This window comes from Mucilaginibacter sp. P2_D11 (genome assembly GCF_056404435.1).
The window spans coordinates 105,173-125,646 of record NZ_JBFUEA010000001.1 but is presented as its reverse complement, the minus strand read 5'-3'; the positions used below and the strand labels follow the sequence as shown (position 1 = coordinate 125,646).

General features: G+C 44.8%; 21 protein-coding genes and 1 pseudogene. 13 read left to right on the top strand and 9 right to left on the bottom strand.

Features of this window, described 5'->3' with window-relative positions; translation table 11 throughout:
- Positions 1–28: 28 nt before the first annotated feature.
- Positions 29–1,078: a tRNA (adenosine(37)-N6)-threonylcarbamoyltransferase complex transferase subunit TsaD gene (gene tsaD, locus AC1DXC_RS00480; RefSeq protein ID WP_477457158.1), complete on the top strand. Its 1,050-nt coding sequence runs from the start codon at positions 29–31 to the stop codon at positions 1,076–1,078.
- Positions 1,079–1,140: 62 nt separating this feature from the next.
- Positions 1,141–1,344: a hypothetical protein gene (locus AC1DXC_RS00475; protein WP_477457157.1), complete on the top strand. Its 204-nt coding sequence runs from the start codon at positions 1,141–1,143 to the stop codon at positions 1,342–1,344.
- Positions 1,345–1,439: 95 nt separating this feature from the next.
- On the opposite strand, the gene AC1DXC_RS00470 is transcribed toward AC1DXC_RS00475, so the two are convergent.
- Positions 1,440–2,315, bottom strand: a complete 876-nt coding sequence (locus AC1DXC_RS00470; protein ID WP_477457156.1) for an alpha/beta fold hydrolase — start codon at positions 2,313–2,315, stop codon at positions 1,440–1,442.
- 296 nt (positions 2,316–2,611) lie between these two features.
- Between AC1DXC_RS00470 and AC1DXC_RS00465 the strand changes: the two genes are divergently transcribed.
- Complete coding sequence (locus AC1DXC_RS00465; RefSeq protein WP_477457155.1) at positions 2,612–4,462, top strand: DEAD/DEAH box helicase; 1,851 nt, start codon at positions 2,612–2,614, stop codon at positions 4,460–4,462.
- A gap of 115 nt (positions 4,463–4,577) precedes the next feature.
- Here the strand turns inward: AC1DXC_RS00465 and AC1DXC_RS00460 are convergent, their stop codons facing one another.
- From AC1DXC_RS00460 to AC1DXC_RS00440, 5 genes are all read right to left on the bottom strand, one after another.
- The gene (locus AC1DXC_RS00460) at positions 4,578–4,898 is read right to left on the bottom strand and encodes a hypothetical protein (protein WP_477457154.1); all 321 of its coding nucleotides are present in this window, start codon (positions 4,896–4,898) and stop codon (positions 4,578–4,580) included.
- 65 nt (positions 4,899–4,963) lie between these two features.
- A complete protein-coding gene (locus AC1DXC_RS00455) occupies positions 4,964–5,302 on the bottom strand; it encodes a hypothetical protein (RefSeq protein ID WP_477457153.1) in 339 nt (112 codons plus the stop codon).
- A 32-nt stretch (positions 5,303–5,334) separates the two neighbouring features.
- Positions 5,335–6,342, bottom strand: a complete 1,008-nt coding sequence (locus AC1DXC_RS00450) for an NAD(P)H-dependent glycerol-3-phosphate dehydrogenase (RefSeq protein WP_477457152.1) — start codon at positions 6,340–6,342, stop codon at positions 5,335–5,337.
- A 192-nt stretch (positions 6,343–6,534) separates the two neighbouring features.
- Positions 6,535–7,878 (bottom strand): efflux RND transporter periplasmic adaptor subunit, encoded by a 1,344-nt coding sequence (locus AC1DXC_RS00445; RefSeq protein ID WP_477457151.1) that lies wholly within the window; start codon positions 7,876–7,878, stop codon positions 6,535–6,537.
- Between the two features lie 38 nt (positions 7,879–7,916).
- The gene (locus AC1DXC_RS00440) at positions 7,917–9,278 is read right to left on the bottom strand and encodes a TolC family protein (protein WP_477457150.1); all 1,362 of its coding nucleotides are present in this window, start codon (positions 9,276–9,278) and stop codon (positions 7,917–7,919) included.
- Between the two features lie 90 nt (positions 9,279–9,368).
- Between AC1DXC_RS00440 and AC1DXC_RS00435 the strand changes: the two genes are divergently transcribed.
- The 8 genes and pseudogenes from AC1DXC_RS00435 (at position 9,369) to AC1DXC_RS00400 (ending at position 16,642) form a co-directional block, all read left to right on the top strand.
- On the top strand, positions 9,369–9,986 hold the full coding sequence (locus AC1DXC_RS00435) for a polysaccharide deacetylase family protein (RefSeq protein WP_477457149.1): 618 nt from the start codon (positions 9,369–9,371) through the stop codon (positions 9,984–9,986).
- A gap of 159 nt (positions 9,987–10,145) precedes the next feature.
- The gene (locus AC1DXC_RS00430) at positions 10,146–10,796 is read left to right on the top strand and encodes a hypothetical protein (protein ID WP_477457148.1); all 651 of its coding nucleotides are present in this window, start codon (positions 10,146–10,148) and stop codon (positions 10,794–10,796) included.
- A gap of 4 nt (positions 10,797–10,800) precedes the next feature.
- A complete protein-coding gene (locus tag AC1DXC_RS00425) occupies positions 10,801–11,619 on the top strand; it encodes an alpha/beta hydrolase (protein ID WP_477457147.1) in 819 nt (272 codons plus the stop codon).
- A gap of 72 nt (positions 11,620–11,691) precedes the next feature.
- On the top strand, positions 11,692–12,801 hold the full coding sequence (locus AC1DXC_RS00420) for a PQQ-dependent sugar dehydrogenase (RefSeq protein WP_477457146.1): 1,110 nt from the start codon (positions 11,692–11,694) through the stop codon (positions 12,799–12,801).
- Positions 12,802–12,850: 49 nt separating this feature from the next.
- The gene (locus AC1DXC_RS00415) at positions 12,851–13,057 is read left to right on the top strand and encodes a hypothetical protein (protein WP_477457145.1); all 207 of its coding nucleotides are present in this window, start codon (positions 12,851–12,853) and stop codon (positions 13,055–13,057) included.
- A gap of 16 nt (positions 13,058–13,073) precedes the next feature.
- A pseudogene (locus tag AC1DXC_RS00410) lies at positions 13,074–13,439 on the top strand (type II toxin-antitoxin system VapC family toxin); the annotation flags it as partial.
- Between the two features lie 145 nt (positions 13,440–13,584).
- Positions 13,585–15,852 carry an aconitate hydratase gene (locus tag AC1DXC_RS00405; protein WP_477457144.1) on the top strand — a complete coding sequence of 756 codons (2,268 nt, stop codon included), beginning with the start codon at positions 13,585–13,587 and terminating at the stop codon, positions 15,850–15,852.
- Positions 15,853–15,991: 139 nt separating this feature from the next.
- Entirely contained in the window at positions 15,992–16,642 is a 651-nt protein-coding gene (locus tag AC1DXC_RS00400; RefSeq protein WP_477457143.1) for a hypothetical protein, read from the top strand.
- 268 nt (positions 16,643–16,910) lie between these two features.
- Here AC1DXC_RS00400 and AC1DXC_RS00395 read toward each other — a convergent pair whose 3' ends face one another.
- From AC1DXC_RS00395 to AC1DXC_RS00385, 3 genes are read right to left on the bottom strand one after another with little or no spacing between them, the layout of a single operon-like run.
- Positions 16,911–17,189: a nucleotidyltransferase family protein gene (locus AC1DXC_RS00395; protein ID WP_477457142.1), complete on the bottom strand. Its 279-nt coding sequence runs from the start codon at positions 17,187–17,189 to the stop codon at positions 16,911–16,913.
- On the bottom strand, positions 17,186–17,839 hold the full coding sequence (locus AC1DXC_RS00390) for a hypothetical protein (protein ID WP_477457141.1): 654 nt from the start codon (positions 17,837–17,839) through the stop codon (positions 17,186–17,188). The genes AC1DXC_RS00395 and AC1DXC_RS00390 overlap by 4 nt, the downstream gene beginning before the upstream one ends.
- 2 nt (positions 17,840–17,841) lie before the next feature.
- A complete protein-coding gene (locus AC1DXC_RS00385; RefSeq protein WP_477457140.1) occupies positions 17,842–18,423 on the bottom strand; it encodes a hypothetical protein in 582 nt (193 codons plus the stop codon).
- 453 nt (positions 18,424–18,876) lie between these two features.
- Between AC1DXC_RS00385 and AC1DXC_RS00380 the strand changes: the two genes are divergently transcribed.
- Positions 18,877–19,734: a glycine-rich domain-containing protein gene (locus AC1DXC_RS00380; RefSeq protein WP_477457139.1), complete on the top strand. Its 858-nt coding sequence runs from the start codon at positions 18,877–18,879 to the stop codon at positions 19,732–19,734.
- Positions 19,735–19,940: 206 nt separating this feature from the next.
- Positions 19,941–20,315, top strand: coding sequence for a response regulator (locus tag AC1DXC_RS00375; RefSeq protein WP_477457138.1), 375 nt, complete (start codon positions 19,941–19,943; stop codon positions 20,313–20,315).
- Positions 20,316–20,474 lie beyond the last annotated feature (159 nt).

Genomic DNA, 20,474 nt, shown 5'->3' with positions numbered 1-20,474 from the left:
TTTGACTTTTGATTTTCTACTTTGTAAAGTGCCTGTAATATTAGCAATTGAATCTTCTTGTGACGAAACCTCCGCATCCATTTGCGTAGACGGCCGGATACTGAGCAATGTTATTGCCAACCAAACCATACACGAAGCTTACGGAGGCGTTGTGCCTGAGCTTGCCTCTAGGGTTCATCAGCAAAACATTGTACCCGCTGTGCAACAAGCCCTATTAAACGCAAAAGTAAACAAAAATGATATTGATGCGGTAGCTTTTACGCGCGGGCCGGGGCTTTTAGGTTCTTTATTGGTTGGGGTATCGTTCGCCAAGGCTTTTGCGCTGGCAAAAAACCTGCCGCTGATAGATATAAACCACATGCAAGCGCACATACTGGCGCATTTTATTGCCGATGAAAAGCCTAAGTTCCCATTTCTGTGCCTCACGGTATCGGGCGGGCATACGCAGATTGTTCTAGTGAAGGATTACTTCGATATGGAGATAATAGGCCAAACGCTTGATGATGCCGCCGGCGAGGCCATGGATAAAACCAGCAAGATATTGGGCCTGCCCTATCCCGGCGGCCCGCTGATAGATAAAAATGCCCGCAGCGGCAATCCCGATGCTTATAAATTCCCCGAGCCGCAGATACCCGGATATAACTTCAGTTTTAGCGGACTTAAAACGGCCATCCTGTATTTCATCAGGGATAACGTGGCCAAAAACCCAAACTTTATAGAGGAGAATATGGCGGATATCTGTGCATCGGTAGAAAAGCGCATAGCCACCATCCTGCTCAATAAACTAAAACGCGCCGCCCAGGAATACGGCATCAAAGATATTGCTTTAGCGGGCGGGGTATCTGCCAATACCGGCCTGCGCCAGGGGCTAACTAACCTCTGCGCCGAAAAAGGCTGGAACTGCTTTATCCCCAAATTCGAATACTGTACAGACAATGCCGCTATGATAGCCATTGCCGGTTATTATAAATACCTGCAAGGCGAGTTTATAGGGCAGGAAGTAGCGCCGATGGCGAGGATGCCGTTTGCCCCCCAGCCTCCGCTGGTTAGCGGAGGAGCAGGAGTCATAAGGGCTTAGGATTTATTTAATACTTTTACAAACACAATTTTATTCCCCCTTTAGGGGGTTAGGGGGCCAACATGACTGCAGCATCGTATATTTTTTGGGCAATATTCGTATTGCCGTTTATCGCATTTTTAGTATGGGTTTTGCGCCAGGACAAGCGCAACGGCAAAATCGGCTTATACGTTTTGGCCGCCATAGTTATCGGCGTAATTATTTATATGAACTGGCGCCACATGTTTGAGGCGGGTACTAACGCCGGGGACGCTAGCAGCCAATAATACGTCTTGTAAAAATTACGGTCGCATAAAAAAGCCTCCTGTCGGTGGGAGGCTCTTCTTTGTATGGACTTCCAAATTCAATAAAACATTCCTTTCTATTTCAACACATCCCATTTCTCTATCTTTCTGTACGGTTTGCTAAAGAAGTCGCTTATTACCTGGTTAAACATGTCGCGGTAGTATATTGGGGTAGAGTGCCCGGAATTAGGCAATATCCATAAATAGGATTTCGGGATGTTTTTAGCGATCAGCAGGGTATGCTCGGGTTGGATAACATCATGATCGCCGCCTATCACTAATGTAGGGCAGGCAATTTTATGCAGCGCTTCGGCTTTGATATGCGGCTCGTAGCTAAGCAGGTGCAACAGCAACACCTGGTCTTTTATCTGCCTGGTGGGGTTTTTCATCCTCTTTAACGAGTCGGCCGCAAACACGTTCTGTTTCAGTATATAATCTTGTAAATATGGGCTTACGGCTGTAGTATCAGGCCAGAGGTTGGCACCGGTTACGGCCAGCATTTTTACTTTATCGGGGTTGCGCATAGCTAATAGCAGGCCCTCTATGCCGCCATCGCTCCATCCTATCACATTGGCATTTTTGATGTTTAGTTTATCCATCAGCGCGTTCAGGTCGTCGCTCAGCATTTCATAGCTTAACGAATCCTTGTCGTTGTTGGATTTGCCTTGCGCGCGGCTATCGGCCAATATTACCTGGTATTTTTTGGCGAAGTAGGGTATCTGGTACCTAAAGTCTTTTATAGAACCGCCATTGCCGTGGATGATGAGCAAGGGTTCGCCCTTGCCATACACCTCATAGTACATCTTCATACCGCGTATATCGGCATATTTGCCTACTGCTTTATTGTTGCCGTAGGTTACGGTATCTAATTTAATGGTTTCTTTTTGCTGCGCAAACGCAGCGATAGTGGATAGCGTCAATAAAACGACGGAGAAGAGTTTAAAGGTTTTCATGTGAGTGGTTGTGTTGGCATAAAGTTATAAATTTATGCTGATTGCGCATTATTTTTTGATGGTTCATTTATGATAGCATCGCCTTTTTGCGGAGGAAATGCAGCCGTGTTTTTAGAGGCAATTGCAAAAATGAAATATCCTTCATAAAAAACGCCTTGATTTTTAAGCTTTTACGGGTAAACCGGCGCTAAAAATTGCCATAATACTAAATTAATAAAACAGCATTGCAATTTTAGAATATTAAACGTACTTTTGCGCTCGATTTGGCGATGTAGCCAAATACGTTATTTAAATTCATGAACCCATTTATCAATCTGGGAATCCGTCATGATATTGTTAATGCCATCTCTGAGTTAGGATTTGAAAATCCAACACCAATCCAGGAACAGTCAATTCCGGTATTGTTAACAGGCAGCAACGATTTTGTCGGATTAGCCCAAACAGGGACCGGTAAAACAGCTGCTTTTGGACTGCCGCTATTAGAACTGCTCGATTTCGAAGTAAATCATCCGCAGGCGCTTGTTTTATGCCCAACACGTGAACTTTGTTTACAAATCACGAACGACATTAAGAACTACGCCAAAAAAATGAACAACGTTAATGTTGTTGCCGTTTATGGCGGTGCAAGCATTCAAGATCAACTTCGCGTTATCAAACGCGGCGTACAGATCGTGGTGGCCACGCCTGGCCGTATGCTCGACATTATTAACCGTAAAGCGATAGATTTTTCGCAGGTTAGGTTTGTAGTATTGGATGAGGCTGATGAGATGCTCAACATGGGCTTCCAGGAAGACATTGACAGTATTTTATCAACCACGCCCGACGAGAAAAAAACCTGGCTGTTCTCAGCCACCATGCCTTCTGAGGTTAGAAGGATTGCTAAGAAATACATGACCGACCCTTTCGAGCTTACTATGGGCGAGAAAAATACAGGTAATGTTAATATCGACCACGAGTACTACGTAGTACGTGCCCGTGATAAATATGCAGCATTCAAACGCATTGTAGATAACAACCCCGAAATCTTCGGTATCGTATTTTGCCGTACCAAGATAGAAACACAGGAAATTGCCGAAGCGCTGATCAAAGATGGCTACAACGCCGATTCTTTACATGGTGATTTATCACAGCAGCAACGCGATAAGGTGATGAAACGCTACCGCGAACGCAGCTTGCAATTATTAATTGCTACTGATGTTGCAGCCCGCGGTATTGATGTTAACGATGTTACGCACGTTATTAACTATAGCTTGCCAGATGAGATAGAGAATTACACCCACCGTAGCGGCCGTACAGCCCGTGCAGGTAAAACAGGTGTATCTATCGCTATCATCAACAGCAAAGAGCTTGGCAAAATACGCCAGATAGAACGCACCATCGGTAAAAAGTTTGTTAAGGGTGAAATACCTACAGGCTTTGATGTTTGTGAAAAACAACTTTTTGCATTGGTACATAAAGTACACAACGTTGAGGTTAACGAGCAGCAGATAGAGCAATACATCCCACGTATTATGCTTGAGTTTGCCGAGCTAACCAAAGAAGAAGTTATCAAACGTTTTGCATCTTTAGAGTTTAACCGCTTTTTAGATTATTATAAAAACGCACCAGACCTTAACGCACCTGCGGATGATTTCCGCACCAGGGATGGCGAAAGAGGCGAACGCGCACCACGCGATAATGGTGGAAAAAGCGAATACACACGCCTGTTTATCAACTTAGGTAGTGTTGACGAATTTAACCGCGGCGATTTGCTGGGTTACATTTGCAACAACGCCAAAATAAGCGGCCGTACCGTTGGCAAAATAGATGTTAAAGGTGTTTTCTCGTTTTTTGAAGTAAACAATGCTGATGTTGAAATGGTAACCAACAACTTTAAAGGCGTTGAATTCAAAGGCCGCGAAGTGAGGATAGAAGTATCCGGCGAAGGTACCAGCACCACCCGTACAGGTGGCGGCGACAGGCGCGAAGGCGGTTACCAAAGGCGCGAAGGCGGCGGCGGTTACAACCGAGAAAGAAGTTTTGGTGGTGGTGAAAGACGTGAAGGTGGATTTAACAGAGACAGGAACAAAGGCGCCGCTGGCGGTGGTTTCCGTGATTTCTCTGGCAAACCACGCGAAGAACGCCCGGAACGCCGCAGAAGGTTCTAATTAGTTTTAGTTTTCATAATAGCTTTTGGGGGGGTAGTTTACCCGAAAGCATAGTTTTAGTTTAGTTTTGTTTACAAAGCCTCTCGTTTGCACCAGCATCCGGGAGGTTTTTGTTTTAACGGCTAAATTCTACCGCAACCGAATCGGGGAACATCAGGTTAAGCTGCTTCTCGTCCAGCTTTTGTATCAGGAATTTGGTGTAGGGCAGGTTGCCCTCAAACGAAGTGAAGATGGTATCGCCTTTGGTAAAATAGTCCTCAGGCTCATTATCAAGCGTAAACTGCTTATCAGTTATCTTAAGGTTGATTAGCCCGTCTTTAGATTTCCAGGTGCCCTGAAGTTTTTTATCGGGTTGGGCTTTTTTTTGGCTGCATGCGGCGGTTGATAATATCAGCGCACAGGCAGCAGTCGTAAATATTAAAGGATAGCTTTTCATGATGTTGATAAGGTAGTAAAAAAGCGCCTGTTTTGCAACAAGCGCTCCTGTTTATATTTCTAATATTATGGCTTGGCCACCAGTGCCGATTCTTTTACATAAACGTGACGGCCCTTCCTGTTTACGTAATAATAGTAGGAGTTTTTATCTATGTAGATGGTTTGGCCCTGCGGGCCCACCTTGCTGTCGTATTTTTTATCTACTACGGCAGCGGCCCCCGTAGAGGCTATCTGGGCGGTTTTGTTGCCCACTTTGCTGGCTGTTTTTTTGGTAGCTTTCCAGCCCTTTTTAACGGTGGTACCTACTTTTTGCCCAACAGTTGTATCTCTATGGGTTTGGGCAAAGCTTTGCGAGGCTGCAAATAATGCAACCGCAACTAATGCTGTACTGAATAACTTTTTCATGGTAGCACTTAAATTAAGTTTAACTACCTAGCTTAACTCAATTTCTCTGCCAGTTTGCGCATTTCGGCCGCGGGCGATGCTTTTTTGTATAAAATAGCGTAAACGGCCTCGCATATGGGCATCTCTACTTTATACTGCAGGTTTACCTGGTGTAGGCAATTTACTGCATAATAGCCCTCCGCAATCATATTCATCTCCAACTGGGCCGAGGTTACGGTGTAGCCCTTCCCTATCATATTGCCGAAGGTGCGGTTGCGACTAAACTGCGAATAGGCGGTAACCAGCAAATCGCCGAGGTAGGCCGACTCCTTGATGTCGCGGTCTATGGGGTGCACCTGATCTACAAAGCGTTCCAGCTCGCGTATGGCATTAGATATCAGTACCGCCTGGAAATTATCTCCGTAGCCCACGCCATGACATATGCCGCTGGCTATGGCATAAACGTTCTTGAGCACTGCACCATATTCGGTACCATAGATATCATCCGATACGATGGTTTTGATGTAACGGGTGTTCAGCATGGCGGCAAATTCGGTAGCCAGCTCTACATCTTGTGAGGCAATGGTGAGGTACGATAATTTCTCCAACGCAACCTCCTCGGCATGGCAGGGGCCGCTTATCACCATAAAATCGCTAAAGGACACCTTGTATTTATCGTGCATAAACTCGCCGATAATCTGGTTCTCATCGGGCACAATACCTTTTACGGCAGATACGATCTTCTTACCCGCCAGGTCTTCGGGCGTTATTCCTTTTAATGCTTCCTTCAAAAAGGCGGCGGGCACGTTCAATAATATGCAGTCGGCTGTCTGTATCAACGGCTTCAAATCGGCTGAGATATTTGCAGCCGGCACTTTTATTTCTACCGAACTTAAATAGTTGGGGTTGTGGCGGAATTTGCTGATATGCTCTACGGCCTGCTCGTTCCGCATCCACCAAAAAATTTCTTTTTCTTCGGTGTTATCAGTAAGCATCTTAATATTGGCTGTTGCCCAGCTGCCGCCGCCAACAACGGTAATCTTATGTATTTGCTTAAGCATTACAGCGTATAATGTACTGCAGGGCTAATTGGTTTTCCCTTGCGGTACAAAGAAATGAATTTTTAGGGAGAAAAGATAAGCAGAGAAAAGACAAATGATAAAAGGCGAGGAATGAACAGGATTTGATGAAAATCAAAAAGGACAAAGGTTTTATCCCTTGTCCTTATATCTTTTATCCTTTTTCTCTAAAACTTAGTTCTTCTTATCGCCGGTGAATAGTTTGGCTTTATCCACTTTCTCTACCAGCATGCCATCGTTAAGCTCTTTAGAAATAGCTGCGAACGGTGCCGATACTACTTCTTCGCCGCCTTTCAGGCCGCTTAATATCTGTATGTAAGCATCATCCTGTATGCCGGTGGTTACCTGCACTTGTTTTACCTTATTGGTTTTAGCATCGAAAACGTACACATATTCTTTGGCTGCCGGTGTGCTGGCGGTTTTCTTTTTATCATCCGTGCCGTTAGTGGTGGTGGCGCTGGCTTTCTTATCCTCGCGGGTGGTAACCGATTGTATAGGCACCGATAGGGCCTTTACATGGTTGGTTTGGATATCAACCGTTGCGGTTAATCCCGGGCGGAAGGGTGAGTGGTTTGCTGCGTTCTTCTTTAACAGATCCATGTACGATTGTGCCGTAATCCTCACCTTTACGGTAAAGTTGGTCACCTGGTCGGCATTGGTGCCTACCACGTTGGCCGAGCTGCCAATCTCAATTACTTCACCCTCGAATTTCTTGCCCAAAAAGGCATCAATCTCTATTTGTGCCGGGTTGCCTATGCCTATGCGGTTGATGTCGTTCTCGTTCACATCAACGTTTACATCCATTTTGTTCAGGTCGGATATCGTCATGATCTCGGTACCTGCAAATTGCTGGGTTCCTAAAACACGCTCGCCAATTTCAATGGATAATTTTGATACCACGCCATCAACAGGTGCATAGATAGTTGTTTTGGCAAGGTTATCCTGTGCTTCTTTAACAGATGCAGATGACTGGGCCAGGCCGTAGGTAGACCCGATAACGTTTTGCTTAGCTGCTTCTAAAGAAGCCTTCGCGCCTTCATAATTAGCTTTTGCCTGCTCGAATTCGGCAGTGGTAAGCACTTTATTTTTGTAAAGCTCCTGGCTGCGTTTGTATATAGAAAGCTGGTTGGCAAAGGTAGCTTCAGATTGTTTCAGCATCTGCGATGAATTACCCACGCTTGCTCTTTGCGAGTTGTAAGATGCCACGGCGCGGTCGTAGCCCGATTTTAAGATATCCGGGCGGATCTTACAAAGCAACTGGCCTTTCTTAACCACGTCGCCCTCTTTTATAGGCAGTTCAACTACCTCGCCGCTCACCTCGGGGCTTATCTTTACCTCGATGTGGGGTTTTATCTTGCCGCTGGCAGATACGGTTTCGTTTATATCGCGTGTATCGGCTTTCTCTGTGGCAACCTGCGTTACCTTTGGCTTGCCTATAACGCCGGCAACTTTAAGTATTATCAGCAAAGCAATCAGCGAGCCTAAACCGATGAGGATATATTTAGTAGTCTTTCCCATGATGTTTTATATTCAGGATTTTTTTTGTGAGTTAACGTTTATAATGTGATAGGGTTGCCAAGGTAATAATCGATTATTTTGCTGCGGAACACCAGTTCGTAGCGTGCCTGTATCAAATCGAACTGCGATTTATTGAGGTTGGTAAGCGAGGTATTGTAATCCAGCGAGTTTACCAGCCCAACGTTGTAGCGTTGCTGTATAATGTTAAAGGCATCTTTGTTGGCCTGGTAAGTTTGCGTGGTGCTGGCCAGTTTTTTATTGGCTGCGCGCAAATCAAACACAGCTTGGATGATTACCTTGCTCAGGCTGTTCTTTGCCGACTGGGTGTTCAACTCGGCGCCCTGGTAATTGATGCGTGCTTTACGTACCGATGTACGGGTTGCGAAACGGCTAAAAATAGGTATTTGTAATGATAGCCCTATCGATTGGTTGAAGTTATCTTTAAACTGATCGAAAAACGGATAGTTGGCAGTAGGGTTATCGAACCTGATGCTGGCATCTGAATAACGCGAGTTGCCCGAGCCGAATAACACCAGGCTTGGGTAATAGGCACCCATGGCTACTTTTATACTTTGCTGCGCTGCAAGTTGCCTGGTTTCGGCCAGTTTTACATCGGGGTTTATTTCTAAAGCGGTTTTCAATACGGTTGCTTCATCGTACAGGGTGCGGATATCGGTAAGCTTGCTGATGTCTGGCTTCTCCACGGTAATTTGTTCCAGCGGGCCCATTTCCATATATTGCTTCAATACCAGTATCGATAAGTCCAGCTGGTTTTGGGCGGTGGTAAGGTTAAGATCGGCAGTGTACTGTTGTGCCTTGGCCTGCGAAAGGTCGGCAAGGGTTTGGTTGCCCACGTCGAAGTTTTTCTGCGCACGGTCTAAAGCAATTTTGGCGACATCTATCTGTTGTTGGGCTGCGGTTACCAGATCCTGGTTGGTTAATATGGCCAGGTATTGGATAACAACGTTCAGGATAAGGTCGTTCTTTATTTTCGCGGTGTTGCTTTTATCCACATCTACCAAAATACGGTTCTGTATGATCTGGTTGCGCAGTTGCCCGCCCTGGAAAAGCGTTACCTGTGCATTTATGCCGGCATTTACGGTAAACGTGCGCTGGTTGATGAACTGGTTGGTGGTTGGGTCGATGTTACGGCCAAAGTTGTAGCCAGCCTGCGGGTTTGCGCTTACGCTGGGCAGTTTGTTGTAACGGCTTTGGTTGTAATCTTCGGTACTTAGGGCTTCGTTAAGTAGCGCCTGTTTTATAGTTAGGTTGCGTTCCAGTGCGCGGTCTACCGCTTTTTGCAGGGTAATCAATTCCTGCGCTTTAGCAGATATATTGGTTACCGAAATTAATATGAAGCAAGCAATAGTTACTTTTGTTAATGGTAATTTTAGTTTCATAATAAGTATTGTACAATCGTAATAAGCTAAAAGCTATGCAAGCCTCAATTTCTTTGTTTAAAAATATGGAACAAATAACCTCTTTTTAGCATGTACCTGGTAAAAACTCCCCGCCTGCTTAAATGGCTGTATCCCGATTTGTTATGGGACGCTGCGCCTGGTACCCGCTGTATTTATTTGACTTTTGACGACGGCCCTATACCCATTGTTACACCGTTCGTATTAAATATTTTAAAGCGATACCAGGCTAAGGCAACTTTCTTTTGCATCGGCGACAATATTGGCAAGCATCCCGACGTATTTGCGCAGGTAAAAGAGCAGGGCCACGCCGTAGGCAGCCATACGTACAATCACCTTAAAGGATGGGCCACAGAAAACGAAGAATACCTACTGAATTTTTTGAAAGCCGATGAATTGACGGGCACAAACCTTTTCCGCCCGCCATACGGGCGTATAAAACGGCAGCAGATTAAACTGCTTAAACAGGCCCGGCCGGACTTAAATATTGTGATGTGGGATGTGTTGAGCGGCGATTTCGATACCAACCTCGCCCCTGCCGATTGCCTGAAGAATGTGCTGAAACATACCGAAGCAGGATCGATAGTGGTATTTCACGATAGCCAGAAAGCCTTTGAGCGGCTGGAGTACGTGCTTCCGCGGGCATTGGAAGAGTGGAGCAGGCAAGGGTATAGCTTCGAAACGCTTTAGGCTAAATTGCGGATAATTTGTTATTTTCGTGCTGATCTATTCCTTATCGTTATGCAATTCGTTACTCTAAAAGGCAGCATCAAAGTCCCATATTTTATTTGGCTGCCTTTCGTGTTGTTATTAGCCAGCTGCAAAAAGAACAATACCCCCGATATTGTTATGCTTGGCGGTACTTATACTGCCATCGATACTTTATCTTTTTCGAATGGGCAGTTGTTCACAAAGGATGGGGAAATTACCGATCAGGGTATTGTAAAAAGTTATATTGCACGGGTTAATCACACCAATTTAGTAAACCTTTTTTCTGAAGAAGTTAAAAAGCAGCCTTATAGAGAGTATGATATGGAAATTGATTTTCAAAACAGCTCAGAGGCTTATGTAAAATCACTTTCGTCCACCACCGGGAAATTGGAAACTATTAAATTTCAAATAGAAGGTAAATCTGCCTCAGGCTTCAATCTTAAAGCAGTTGACGCTATAAAAGCTCTTTTACACGGCGTTAGTTCGGCCGACGAAAACTTATTGTTAAGTGCCAACACCGTACAACCATTTAGCAATTGTATTTTTTCGGAGCCATCCGCCGATCCTGTATCTGTATGTGATTACCGCGAAGAAAAACCATTTGTTATAAAAGACGGCTATATCTACAAGAATTACATCTCCTTTTTGCTTACCAGGCAAACTGATAATTCTCCATCTTCGATCTACATATTCGCAAGGGCCAGGTTTAATACAAACGTTATAAAAAGCCTTGCCGCTACAGATACCATACTTATTCAAACAAAGCGTGTTCGTTATGTTAAAAAGTAAGACGATGGGTAATAAAATCATACTTCGTGTGGCAGGGGCAATTTTTGCCATATTTTTAGTGCAAAGTCTATTTGCCCAAAGCACTGATACCGCCCAGATCGTTATCAGCAAAATCAACATGCCGCAGCTTGGGCGCGAGCGCACAATACGCATTTACTTGCCTGCCGGGTATGCTACCTCAAAAAGGAAATACCCCGTTATTTACATGCACGATGGGCAAAACCTATTCACCGGCAATACCAGTTTTGCAGGCAGCTGGCTGATAGATTCTACCCTGAAGACCTTCCCGGCCGATAAGCAGGCGATAGTAGTAGGCATTGATAACAGCGGCCAATACCGCATGGCCGAGTATAATGCCTATACCAGCAAATATGCCTCTAAGCCCGATGGCGATGCCTACCTGGCCTTTATGGTAAATACGTTGAAGCCGCATATCGATAGCCTGTACCGCACCAAAAAAGATGCGAAGCATACGGCCATTGCCGGCAGTTCGATGGGTGGGCTGATATCCATGTATGCCGCGGTAAAATACCCGGATGTGTTTGGGGTGGCGGGCGTGTTCTCGCCCTCGTTTTGGATTGCGCCGCAAATGTACCCGTTGACTGCCGATTCGAAACTAAAACGCAAACAACGCTTCTTTTTAGCCTGCGGCGACCAGGAAGGCGACGAAACTGTTTATGTGAACAAAATGGATTCGGTATTAATCGCCAAAGGCTTCAACCGTAAAAAAGTGCCCGCACCTTTGATTATGAAAGGCGCCAAACATAACGAGGCGCAATGGAAAGTTGCCTTTAAAGTATTTTACCAATGGTTTGCTGATTAAGGGTTGCACCCTTGCAACAATTTGCACAAATGCCTGTTAGCCAATTACCAGCCCCGGTAAACTTTAAAAATCATGAGAAAATGGATAGCGGCCGCAATTATTGCAACCGGCATTTTTTGCTTTATCAATTGTAAAAAGAACACGAATGCTGTTCCGCCAACAGAACCGGGCGATGCTACGCTTACCGATGTGGTGCTTACCCAGAACCTCACGTTTCCCTGGGAGATTTTGTGGGGGCCTGATGATATGCTTTGGATAACCGAGCGTGACGGCAAAATAAGCAGGGTGAACCCTGCCGACGGGTCTATCACGAAGCTAATTACCATAAGCGAGGTGGTTGCACAGGGTGAAGGAGGTTTATTGGGCATGGTGCTGCATCCCGATTTTGCCACCACGCCAGAGGTGTTTGTGGCCTATAACTACAACAAAGCAGGTGTGTACACCAAAAAGGTAGTAAAATTTACTTATAACGGCACAACGCTGATAAACCCGGTGATACTGCTGGATAATATCCCGGCCTCCAACGTCCATAACGGCACGCGGCTGGCTATATCGCCCGACAAAAAGCTTTTCATCACCAGCGGCGATGCATCGGTATCGTCGCGGGCGCAGGATATAAGTAGTTTGGCCGGCAAGATACAGCGCATTAATTTAGATGGCAGCATACCTGCCGATAACCCTGTTGCCGGCAATCCGCTCTGGACCTTCGGCCACCGCAACCCACAAGGGTTGGTGTTTGTGGGCAACCGGCTCTACAGCTCGGAACATGGCGCCACTACCAACGATGAGATAAACATCATCCAGAAAGGCCGCAACTTCGGCTGGCCGAATGTAGAGGGCTTTTGCGATACAGGCACCGAACCTTCTTTTTGTACCACAAATAATGTGGTAGAGCCTATCCAGGCCTGGTCACCCACCATCGCACCATCCGGAATCGATTATTATAATAATGACGCTATACCGCAATGGAAGAATTCGTTGTTGCTTGCTGTATTGAAGGATTCGGAACTTTTACAAATCAAGTTAAACGCCGCAGGCGATAAGGTAGATGCTGTAAACACCTTTTACAAAGGCACCTATGGCCGCATGCGCGATGTGGCCATATCCCCGCAGGGCGACGTGTATATTATTACCAGCAACGGCAGCGGGACAGATAAAATAATTAAGGTGAGCAAGAGGTAATTTGGCTTTCTACTGCAATTATTGTAACTTAGGTATTGTAGAACGTGTTATGACAACAATAACTTTAGATATAATAGATGAAAAAGCTATCAACCTGCTAAAGGATTTGGAAGCAATGAATATTATAAGGCTGCATAATGAAGTGCCGGTAAATAACACGGTTAACTTTGCCGAAAAATATAAAGGCAAAATGCCTAAACAACCTATTGAAGAGATTGAAAGGCAATTAAAAGAGTTACGGGACGAATGGAACTAATTATCTTTGGGATACCAATTCGGTAATTTACTATCTTCAGGAACAATTCAGCCCATCTGCTGCCGATTTTATAGACAATCTCCTCATAGACGAAAACCCTACGATTTCGGTTATCACAGAGATGGAAACCTTGAGTTGGCGTTCTGCAAGTGAGGCGGATATTTTACTAATAAACAATTTTATTGGGGATTGTATAACTTATCAACTTGATGAGCCGGTGAAACTGGCTACTATTGTCATAAGAAAAGCCTATAGACTTAAACTCCCCGATGCAATCATAGCAGCCACCGCCATCGTATATAATAAAGTCCTTATCACACGCAATGTAGCTGATTTTGGAAAAATACCTCAAATTAAAATCCTTAACCCTTTCGCCGAATAATCCCCCCCCCCTCTTATTTATATCGCATCTAAATAACATTTGTACAAAGGGCTGACTGTGAATAAAGTTTATAATTTGTAAATTCGCGGCTACCCGTCCGAAATGGGCTGGCAAACCCTTTTTCCCACTAAAAAGATCAAACATTATGGCTTTTGATTTAGATATGATCAAAAAAGTTTACGATCGCTACAGCACCCGTATTGCGGCTGCACGCTTAGCGACCGGCAAACACCTTACGCTTACAGAAAAAATATTATACGCTCACCTTTCCGAAGGCGATGCTAAAAAAGCCTTTGAACGCGGTACCGACTACGTTGACTTTGCACCAGACCGCGTAGCCATGCAGGATGCCACCGCCCAGATGGCCCTTTTGCAATTTATGCAGGCAGGCCGCCCGCAGGTTGCTGTGCCATCAACCGTACATTGCGATCACTTGATACAAGCAAAAATCGGCGCTGTTGAAGATTTAAGCACAGCTGTTGATATCAATAAAGAAGTTTACGATTTCCTTTCTTCCGTATCTGATAAATACGGTATCGGTTTCTGGAAAGCCGGTGCAGGTATCATACACCAGGTAGTGTTAGAAAACTACGCGTTCCCGGGTGGTATGATGATAGGTACGGACTCACACACGCCTAACGCAGGTGGTTTGGGTATGGTTGCCATTGGTGTTGGCGGTGCCGATGCCTGCGATGTAATGGCAGGTTTGCCATGGGAGCTAAAATTCCCTAAGCTTATCGGCGTTAAATTAACCGGTAAATTATCTGGCTGGGCTTCGGCTAAAGACGTTATTTTGAAAGTAGCAGGTATCCTTACCGTAAAAGGCGGTACCGGCGCTATCGTAGAATATTTTGGCGAAGGTGCACGTTCGCTTTCGGCTACCGGTAAGGGCACCATTTGTAACATGGGTGCCGAAATTGGCGCAACCACCTCTATCTTCGGTTACGACGAAAAGATCGCTACCTATTTAACAGGCACATCACGTGCGGAAGTTGCCGAGCTGGCAAACGCTGTTGCAGAACACCTAACCGGCGATGACGAAGTTTACGCTAACCCGGCCGCTTACTTCGACCAGGTTATCGAAATCAACTTGTCAGAACTTGAACCACACATTAACGGCCCTTTCACACCGGATTTGGCATGGCCTATCTCTAAATTCGCTACAGCTGTTCGCGAGAACAACTGGCCGGTTACTTTAGAAGTCGGCTTGATTGGTTCTTGTACCAACTCATCTTACGAAGATATTACCCGTTCGGCATCAATCGCCAAACAGGCTATTGATAAAAACCTGCAGACTAAGGCTGAATTCACCATTACTCCGGGCAGTGAACTGGTGCGTTACACCGTAGAGCGCGATGGTTACTTAGGTACCTTCGAGAGCATGGGTGGTGTGGTATTGGCAAATGCCTGCGGTCCGTGTATCGGTCAGTGGGCCCGTCATACTGATGACCCAACCCGCAAAAACTCTATCATTACCTCGTTCAACCGTAACTTTGCAAAACGCCAGGACGGTAACCCAAATACGCACGCGTTTGTAGCATCGCCAGAAATTGTAACCGCTATGGTTATTGCCGGTGATTTGACCTTTAACCCGCTTACCGATACCTTAACTAATAAGGATGGCGAGCAGGTGATGCTGGATGAGCCACTGGGTATAGAAATGCCGGTACGTGGTTATGCAGTTGAGGATGCCGGTTACCAGGCGCCAGCCGAAGATGGAAGTGCCGTTGAGGTGAAGGTTAGTCCTACTTCTGCCCGTCTGCAATTGCTTGATCCATTCTCTGCATGGGAGGGTACAGATATCACCGGCTTAAAGCTGCTGATAAAAGCAAAAGGCAAATGTACTACCGACCATATTTCTATGGCCGGCCCATGGTTGAAATTCCGTGGTCACCTGGATAACATATCTAACAATATGCTGATCGGTGCCATCAACTACTTTAACCTGAATGCCGATAGCGTTAAGAACCAATTAACCGGCGAATACGGCCCGGTACCTGCTACCCAGCGCGATTACAAAGCGCATGGCATTGGCAGTATAGTAGTTGGCGACGAAAACTACGGCGAAGGCTCATCGCGCGAGCACGCGGCAATGGAACCACGCCACTTAGGCGTACGTGTGATATTGGTAAAATCGTTCGCCCGTATCCACGAAACCAACCTGAAGAAACAAGGTATGCTAGGCATCACCTTTGCCGATAGCAACGACTACGATAAAATACTTGAAGATGACACCTTCGATATCGTTGGCTTAACCACATTCGCTCCAGGCAAGCAACTAACTGTTGTATTGCACCATGCAGATGGTACCAGCGAAAGCTTCCAGGTGAACCATACCTACAACGCTCAACAAATTGAGTGGTTTAAAGCCGGCGGTGCGTTGAATATTATCCGCGCACAAATGGCCTCTTAATTTCGATCCCGATAGCTATCGGGATTCGGATTTAATATTTGAAAGCCTTCCTAAACGGGAGGCTTTTTTTGTGGGGAGCGGCTGCAATTTCGCCATTTCAACTATATTGCGGTATCGAATAAGGATTGAACCTAAACTAATGAAAACGAAAAAACATAGCAATTTGCGAAAATTCATAACAGGAGCGTCTTTGATGCTTATTTTGATTACTGTATCATCTTGCGAAGTGCCTACGGGCCGCGAACCCGGTGATAATTCGAAATGGACGTATCATACCAACACCGATGAAATGACATCGGAAAAAACATACAAAGCCTCGCTTTACTCCGACGAAAAGCTAAGCCTAAATCCTTATTTTTATTCCAAGCACCCTCTATTTCCTGAAATTGAGTTAATGAGGGATAGCTTGAGCAATAATGTATTCGTTTCGGCCTCCTCCCTGGGAGACAAGGCGTACGATGGCGTATTTAATGTGGATGATGATAACAAGACTATCATCGAGATAAAATTTGATAATGAAAAGGCGATAGATTTTACAGCCACAGCACCAGAGCGCGAGCATAAAGACTTCGTGAGTATCGATTCTGCGGAACTGGTTATTGCTAAATTGAAAAAAGCAAAAAGGGTGCTTATCCGTGCCACGTTCAATGTTAAAGAACCCGACAGGGTTGTTGCTTCTCCAAAACTAAACAAGAAATCGCTGGATAGGGCTACAATAACTGAGGGTGCCAGGTATCAAAAAACAGCCATAATGAAATTTGTTACCGAGGGGCTTAGGTGGAAGTATTAAACAGCCTGGCATGGGCATACGCGTTGCTGCGCGTCCTGATAACCATTTTATTACCTGATCTTTGATCAAAAAAAGAGCACCACTGGTCGAAGTTTCCAACTTCGACCTATAATGTCTTAAGCTTTCAGCTTAAGATGCCACGATTTATTAACCAAAGCTTGAAATTATAATGCTATACAAAAGCTGGAAGCTTTCTTCATTATAGGTCGAAGTTAGGCTATGCTAAACTTGACCAGTGGAGGGGGTACTAGTGGCATGAGGGGACTGGCTAAAGGATAGAAATACACTTTTGCTCTATAATGAAATTTGTTTCTATTTCTTCTTGTGGACTTAAAAAAATAAGATGAATGGGCATGTAACCGAAGTTTTGCAATAGTCTTCTTATTTCTTTGGGAATGGCTACGTCATCATAGATGATTAGAATATCAAGATCATTGGGCTTCCTATCTGGGCAAGTAGCCGAACCAAATACAAAGGCTCTAATTTGATCAATTTGCCGAAAATTCTTTTTAAGCAGATTGGCTATGGCAAGTATTTCATCTCTCATTTTTTATTAAGTCTGCCAAGTAATTCACGCCATAGAAATATTTCAGCGCCGATTTCTGCCGCTGCCGAATAAGCGTTTCCAGTTGGGCTTCCGTTGGGATTTGTTTTTAACACCGCATTAAAATTCCCATATCTATTTATCGCATTCCGGACTTCATCGCCGCTAAGCTCGTAAGAGTTTATCAAAGCAATCGTCAAAGGCGCAAGGCCGTTATTCCGGTGTATTTTAAAAACCCGATCATATACGCGCTCTAAACGTGTTACTCGTGTGTGCTTCAAGAGACCTTCCTCTACAAAGCTATATTCTCTTCTCTGGATTCCTGAATAATGGTCCGTATGAAAGGCACTGGAAATTTCCCCCATGCCGCCCCAGCCCATATTCTGTTGGCGCGAATAATCAATCGCGCTACCGTTCCAAAATGATGAAAACTTTGCGACCACTACATTCGGCGTTTTAGGGCCACTTATATAAACTTTATGAATATCATGTTCAGTAATATTTGAGCTGGTATCTATGGCACCCACAATTACAGTTTTACCCTTCTTCGTACGGATTTCAATCAGACTTTCGCCGAGAGCAGTAGCAGTATCTATCTCATGATGTTCTTCCTGCTCGTTAAGTTTCGATACTATCCAATCTCTGTAGCTCATAATCAATTTTTTAGAATGTCAGTCATTTTGGTTGGAAATCTGCTGGCTATTCCCAGATTTTCACCGAGATGCCGCTCAATTAAATCGTCAACATGCTGCCGGAAATTTTCGACAATGCTAAGTTCCTCTTCGTTAAGCAAGTGGACATTTATTTCCAAAAACAGTAAAATTTTTTGATTGTTCGGAATGATTTGGGAAAGCATTTTCCTTTTCCAAACGACCGCTTCTTCTGCTTCGGGATTCTCACGATAAGACAGATCAGGGTTTAAATTGTCAAATATTACTTTATTTGTTCGCAAAATTTGGACTACATAGCTTCTCGCTTCACTTCGCGTTTGATATGCCGGAATGCCCATTGCTTCTGTAATACGTCTCTTGTGATTGATTTTCCAATCAAGGATGAGTTCAACGCTAAATACTTCTGGTGCTTTGTCAATCCCAGCATGGCATGAAGGGCAAAGCAGAATTAAGTTATCATATTCGGCCTTATCTTCCGCGTTGGTAGCTTTGTCAGCCCGAGGACCTTTGTCGGACGCGGCTATTATATGCGCCATTTCACCGATATGATAGTCTGCAATGTTCAAATCGGAAAAAAGATAACGATGGCAGCCTGGCTTATTACAATGGCCCGCAGAGTCTGCGAAGAGCCTCAATTTTGTGTCCTGGCTAGGGTTAATTCGGCCGTTGACGCAACTGTCAGGCATATGGCATATGAATTTAATAGTCAATGGAACACATCTAATTTAAGGATTATTACCATGCCAAGAAAGTGCATTAACTTTTACGTTGGATTTGCAATAGGATTTTAATTTGTTAATCAAATACCATTACCTCCGGCTGTCATAAGTAAGGCCGCTTGCGGCAGCGAGGAGGGAATAGATATAACGATTAGGCAGCATTTTGTATGTAAAAAAGCAATAATCCTCATCGGTTTAACTAAGTTATATTAACAACTCAATAAATAACAATTACTTAACATAAAATTTATTTAATCTATCTTCTTTCTGTTTAGCTTTAGCTAATTTATACCTACAACAATGACGAAAGAGGAAATTACATTATGGCAGAAAATCCAAGCGTTCCAACTTGATGAACAGGACGCGGGCTTTAAGTTTTCTGCGAGGCTGGCCAGGGAGAATGGCTGGAGCCTAAGCTATACTTACCGCGTAATAGCCGAATACAAAAAATTCATTTTTATGTGCTGCATTAGCGAAAGTGGCGTCACCCCGTCAGACCCGGTAGACCAGACCTGGCACCTGCATCTTACCTTTACCCGTTCTTATTGGATAGACCTTTGCAAAAACACAATCGAAAAGGAAATTCACCACAACCCCACAAAAGGCGGCACACAGGAGGCCGAGAAGTTCGACAAGTATTATACCTCATCGCAAACACTTTATACCGATAAATTCGGGGTAACACCGCCGGAAGATATCTGGCATAATAACCAGCAGCGTTTTACGGATATCGATTTTCAGCGGATAAATATCGGGCGATATTGGCTGATAAAAAAACCGAAGTTGTCCGTTGCGGGGATTACTTTACTGATGCTATTGATTGCCTGTGCCATCTTTATACAGGCGGCAGACGATTACAGTGCGCCATTATTGATGCTCGGCGTGGTAATTGCCGTTGCCATTGGCGTTTACAAATGGGAATCTAACCCAAACAAAGGGAAAGGTAATCATGATAGAGACGGCAGTGGTTGCAGTACCGCCGGATGCGGTGGCGACTTTGGCTCCTCTCACCATGGAGGGCATCACGGTGGCCACGATGGCGGGCACAGTGGCGACGGTGGCCATAGCGGTTGTGGCAGCGGGTGCTCATCATCGGGTTGCAGTGGTTGTGGAAGCGGATGCGGCAGTGGTTGTGGAAGCGGATGCGGCAGTGATTAAAACTTTACGAACAAAAAGTTCACATCTGGCGTTAATGTCCGGGCGGGGCAATAAATGGGCTTCTCGTTCCCTTGCACTTGCAGGCGTGGTTTAACAAGTATAAATCCTGTGTAGGCCAGAAAGGCACAGCCTGGCGCGAGTAGCGCCTATTGTTTCGCCGCCTGATAATCAAATTTATTACCTACCTTTAATCAAATTTAATCGATTTGAAAAAGAGCGTATTGATTATTGAGAACGATCACGATATCCGTTTTATCGTGGAGTTTATTTTGCAGGAACATGGTTACGATACGTTGAGCATACCCGAACCAGACGAACTCTCAGCAATCATCGCATTCAACCCCGACCTGATTTTGCTGGATGAATTTATCAACAGCAAACCGGGGCATCGTTTATGCCGGAAAATTAAACAGATCCCCGACCTGGCCACTGTACCGGTTATCATCCTCTCTACCGCCAATGATATTGAACTGATTGCCAAGGAATGCGAAGCCAATGATTTTGTGCGCAAACCTTTTGAGCTGGAAGACATGGTTGGCAAAGTACTCCGTTTTATCGACCATCAACCACTGGCGTTCTAAATAAACTACCTCCCCCCATTGATCGAAATTTCCGCCTTCGACCAGTCGAGAGAAGCATTTAAGAAAGCATAAGTCGTGTCGGTATTGTCATTACAGAAAAAGTATATTTACATAAAGAGGTTTTTCTGCCGACATTTCATTTCGTAAACACCACAATGT